This is a genomic window from Miniimonas arenae (assembly GCF_006351005.1).
Classification (GTDB): Bacteria; Actinomycetota; Actinomycetes; order Actinomycetales; family Beutenbergiaceae; genus Miniimonas; species Miniimonas arenae.
On the sequence record NZ_VENP01000097.1, the window covers coordinates 1 to 4,059 of the forward strand.

General features: G+C 72.6%; 6 protein-coding genes. 4 read left to right on the forward strand and 2 right to left on the reverse strand.

The window, feature by feature from the left end; all coding sequences use genetic code 11:
- Positions 1–128: 128 nt before the first annotated feature.
- Together FH969_RS14530 and FH969_RS14535 are read right to left on the reverse strand one after the other, a co-directional pair.
- On the reverse strand, positions 129–458 hold the full coding sequence (locus FH969_RS14530) for a hypothetical protein (protein WP_218975332.1): 330 nt from the start codon (positions 456–458) through the stop codon (positions 129–131).
- A gap of 8 nt (positions 459–466) precedes the next feature.
- Positions 467–835 (reverse strand): VOC family protein, encoded by a 369-nt coding sequence (locus FH969_RS14535; protein WP_139987900.1) that lies wholly within the window; start codon positions 833–835, stop codon positions 467–469.
- A gap of 91 nt (positions 836–926) precedes the next feature.
- Between FH969_RS14535 and FH969_RS14540 the strand changes: the two genes are divergently transcribed.
- From FH969_RS14540 to FH969_RS14555, 4 genes are all read left to right on the forward strand, one after another.
- Positions 927–2,255, forward strand: coding sequence for a serine hydrolase domain-containing protein (locus FH969_RS14540; RefSeq protein ID WP_139987902.1), 1,329 nt, complete (start codon positions 927–929; stop codon positions 2,253–2,255).
- 49 nt (positions 2,256–2,304) lie between these two features.
- The gene (locus FH969_RS14545) at positions 2,305–2,682 is read left to right on the forward strand and encodes a helix-turn-helix transcriptional regulator (protein WP_139987906.1); all 378 of its coding nucleotides are present in this window, start codon (positions 2,305–2,307) and stop codon (positions 2,680–2,682) included.
- Positions 2,683–2,758: 76 nt separating this feature from the next.
- On the forward strand, positions 2,759–3,262 hold the full coding sequence (locus FH969_RS14550; RefSeq protein WP_108718740.1) for a VOC family protein: 504 nt from the start codon (positions 2,759–2,761) through the stop codon (positions 3,260–3,262).
- Positions 3,255–3,710, forward strand: coding sequence for an iron chaperone (locus FH969_RS14555; RefSeq protein ID WP_199916446.1), 456 nt, complete (start codon positions 3,255–3,257; stop codon positions 3,708–3,710). Before FH969_RS14550 ends, FH969_RS14555 begins: the two co-directional genes overlap by 8 nt.
- The last annotated feature ends 349 nt before the right edge of the window (positions 3,711–4,059 follow it).

Here is a 4,059-nt window from a genome sequence, read left to right on the forward strand (position 1 = left end):
CCCCGCGGGGCGTGCGGGCCCGTCTCGCCCGCTGACCCCCGCGGGGCGTGCGGGCCCGCCTCGCCCGCTGACCCCCGCGGGGCGTGCGCGCCCGCCTCGCCCGCCGACGCTGTCCTCGGGTCCAGCGGTCAGCGGCCCAGCCCGCGCAGACCCGTCCCGCCCGCCTGGACGCTGCCGAAGTGGAACGCGAGAACCGCACCCATGGCGAGGCCGCCGACGACCGCGGAGGTGCGCTCCGCCGTCGTGCCGGCCGAGCGGCGCAAGAGCGCCGCGCCGGCGAGCGCGTTGAGCGCGCTCCAGGCGAGGTTGACCGGTGGCGGCGACGGCCCGACGCCGGGCGGATCGGCGAACGGGCTCGGGAACGGTCTGCCTTGTACGGCGGCGACGCCGTGCGGCACCGCATTGACGAGGAGCGCGCCGGCCAGGGCGGCGCAGAGCGCGGCGCCGGGTGTGCTCACGGCGGCGTTCAGCCCCAGCAGAGGCAGAACGGGTGCCCCGCGGGGTCGGCGTAGACCTGGAAGCCCTCGCTCGCCGTCGGGTCGTCGCTGACCTTGAGCAGCGTGGCGCCGCGCGCCAGCACGAACGCGTCCGCCTCGGCGAGGTCGTCGACGTACACGTCGAGGTGTGCCTGCTGCCGCTGCGGACCGTCGGGCCACTGCGGGCGCACGTGGTCCGGGGCGAGCTGGAAGCAGACCTTCGCCTCGCCGTCGACCGACACGATGTGCCAGTTCTCGTCCTCCACCTCGGCGGTCCCACCGAGCAGCGCGGCCCAGAACGTGCTCTCGGCCTCGAGGTCCGGCGCGTCGAACGCGACGACGGTCTGTAGAACGCGCATGGCGGTCTCCTTCGCTGGGGACGTGCGAACGCCGCAGACGCTACGCCGGGGCACCGACAGGCGACGTCGAGGCGTCGCCTATAGTCTGCGCGTGCGCAGGTCGAGGTGGATCGTGCTGGTGGTGCTGGGTGTCGTGGTGCTCGCCGTCGTCGGCGCGTACTGGTGGCAGCGACCGCTGCTGCTGACCGGGACCGGGTATGCCGCGCACAACGCGTGCGCGGTCACGCATGTCGCCGGCCGCGACGATCCCGAGACCGACCTCCCGCCGAACCCCCTCGTACCCGTGCTGCGCTCGACCGTGACCGACGACGGCGCCTCCGGCTCGGTGCTCGGCGTCCTGGCCCGCCAGCGCGCGTGGTTCACGCCCGGCTTCGGCTGCACGCTCGCCGATGCGCCCCCCACCCTCCCGACCCCGACCGAGGTGAGCGACGCCGCGAACCCATTCTCGACGTCGGCCGTCCCGTTGGCGCCGGACGCCTCGCCCGAGGTGACGGCCGCGCTGGACGCCGCGTTCGGCATCGACCTCGACGGCGAGGCGCGTACCGCGCTCGGCACGCGCGGCGTGGTGGTGCTGCAGGGCGGCGAGCTCGTGGCAGAGCGCTACGCCGACGGCTTCACCGCCGACACCCCGCAGCTGGGCTGGTCGATGTCGAAGAGCCTCACCAACCTCCTGGTCGGGCGCCTCGTGCACGACGGAGAGCTCACCCTCGATCAGGATCATCTTCGGCCGGAGTGGACGGACGAGCGGGCCGACATCACGGTGCGTCAGCTGCTCGACATGACGAGCGGGCTGCAGTGGGACGAGACGTACGACCTCGGCACGCCGATCACGCGCATGCTGTATCTCGAGCCGGACATGGGCTCCTACGTCGCGTCGCTGCCGCTCGCGCACGAGCCGGGGACATACCAGCAGTACTCGAGCGGATCGATCACGCTGCTGTGCTCGGTGATCGCCCCGGACCACGGCGGCGCCGACTTCCCGCGCCAGGAGCTGTTCGCGCCGCTCGGGCTGTCCACGATGGTGCTCGAGCCCGACGGCGTGGGTACGCCGGTGTGCGCCTCCTACGGCTGGGGCACGCCGCGCGACTGGGCGGCCTTGGGGCAGCTCGTGCTCGACGACGGCGTGTGGAACGGCGAGCGGCTGCTGCCCGAGGGGTGGGTGGCAGAGTCGGTGGTCGACACGGACGTCGACGGCCAGGAGGACGGGTACGGCCTCGGCTGGTGGGTGAACCAGCTGGCCGACGGCACGCTGCGCTACCCCGAGCTGCCCGCCGATGCGTACTGGATGAGCGGGCACGACGGGCAGTCCGTCTACGTGGTGCCGTCCGCCGACCTCGTGGTGGTGCGGATGGGCTTCACCCCGGCCGCGGACGACCGCTCGGTGCCGCTCGTCGCGGACCTGCTGACGGCGCTGGGCTGACCAGGGAGATCTGGTGTCCGGCGGTCCCGACCTCGGCACGCTCGTGCTGATGCGCCGCGTCAAGGACCGGATGGACCGGGAGTTCGACCAGCCCCTCGACGTCGTGTCGCTCGCGCGCGACGTGCACCTGTCGGCCGGGCACCTGAGCCGGCAGTTCCGGGCGGCGTACGGGGAGTCGCCGTACTCCTATCTCATGACCCGACGGATCGAACGGGCGATGACGCTGCTGCGCACGACCGAGCTGTCCGTGACCGAGGTGTGCTTCGCCGTCGGCTGCTCGTCCCTCGGCACGTTCAGCACCCGGTTCAAGGAGCTCATCGGCGTCGCCCCTAGCGTGTACCGCGAGCGCGGCGCCGACCCGCTGCCGGGGATGCCGCCGTGCGTGGTGCGGCAGGTCACCAGGCCGGTCCGGAGGCCGGTGAGGTGATCGGTCGGGTGGTTGGTCAGGTGATCGGTCAGGAATCGAGAAGCGCCCCGCCGAGGCGCAGACCTAGCGTGTCCGCATGACCACCATCTCGATCCACTCGAGCTTCCTGCCGCAGCTCGACCCTGAGGCCTCGCTCGCCTTCTACCGCGACGTGCTCGGCTTCGAGGTGCGCCTCGACGTCGGGTACGGGGACATGCGCTGGATCACCGTCGGGCCGCCCGACCAGCCCGACACGGCGATCGTGCTGCATCCGCCCGGCGTCGGCTACGACGTCACCGAGGAGGAGAAGGAGCTCCTGCTCCGCCTCATCGCCAAGGGCAGCTACTTCGGCGTCAACCTCGCGACGCCCGACCTCGACGCCGCGTTCGAGCGCATCGTGGCCGCGGGGGCCGACGTGGTCCAGGAGCCGATCGACCAGGACTACGGCGTGCGCGACGCCGCGTTCCGCGACCCGGCCGGGAACCTCATCCGGCTGCAGGAGGTGGGCACGGCTGGGGCGGCTGGTGGCGTCGACACGGCCGCCACGGCCGCCACGGGCGAAGCGTCCGACACGGCCGAAGGAGACGAGCACCGTGGCTGACACCCGCACCGGATCCGGTGACACGTTCAGCGCTGCCGAGCGCGCCGCGATGAAGGAGCGCGCCGCCGAGCTGAAGGCCCAGGCCACCGGCGGCAAGGGTGCGGCCAAGCGCGAGCGCGAGGCGCAGGCCCTCATCGACGCCCTCGAGGCGCTGCCGCAGCCCGACCGCACCCTCGCGACGCGGTTCCACGACATCGTCAGGTCCGAGGCGCCCGACCTCGCGCCCCGCACCTGGTACGGCATGCCCGCCTACGCCAAGGACGACAAGGTGCTCACGTTCCTGCAGCCGGCGAGCAAGTTCGACACGCGCTACTCGACGATCGGCTTCAACGACGTCGCGGCGCTGGACGACGGCGAGATGTGGCCGGCGTCGTACGCCGTCCCCGAGATCACGGACGACGTCGAGCAGCGCCTCCGCGCACTGGTGCGGCGGGCGGTGGGGGGCTGAGCAGGGCTGGGCTGAGCGAGAGTGGCTGAGCGGGGAGGCAGGCTGAGCAGGGAGGCCGGCGGAGCGGGGAGGGCGGCTGAGCGGGGAGGCCGGCTGAGCAAGCAAACGGACGACGGCGAACGGTGAGGCTCCCGACGACGTCGCCTCGTGCGTCCCGTGGCACCGCAAGGGTGCGGCAAGCGACCTCGATTGGTTTCGTCCTGGGCGTGAGGGCGCTGCTTGTCGTCGCGTCGACCTTGCTCAGCTGTCCCCAGGCCGGTGGGGTGTCGCCATGTCCACAGGTGCGTAGTGGGGGGGGGGTGCGTTTGTCGTTGCTCGGATTTACTCTAGGTACACGCGTTCGATTCGC

What these genes read in the sequence shown, in the direction of transcription:
- FH969_RS14545 (WP_139987906.1), top strand. Translation starts at nt 2,305, where the DNA reads ATGCGCCGCGTCAAGGACCGGATGGACCGGGAGTTCGACCAGCCCCTC.
- FH969_RS14535 (WP_139987900.1), bottom strand. Translation starts at nt 835, where the DNA reads ATGCGCGTTCTACAGACCGTCGTCGCGTTCGACGCGCCGGACCTCGAG.
- FH969_RS14550 (WP_108718740.1), top strand. Translation starts at nt 2,759, where the DNA reads ATGACCACCATCTCGATCCACTCGAGCTTCCTGCCGCAGCTCGACCCT.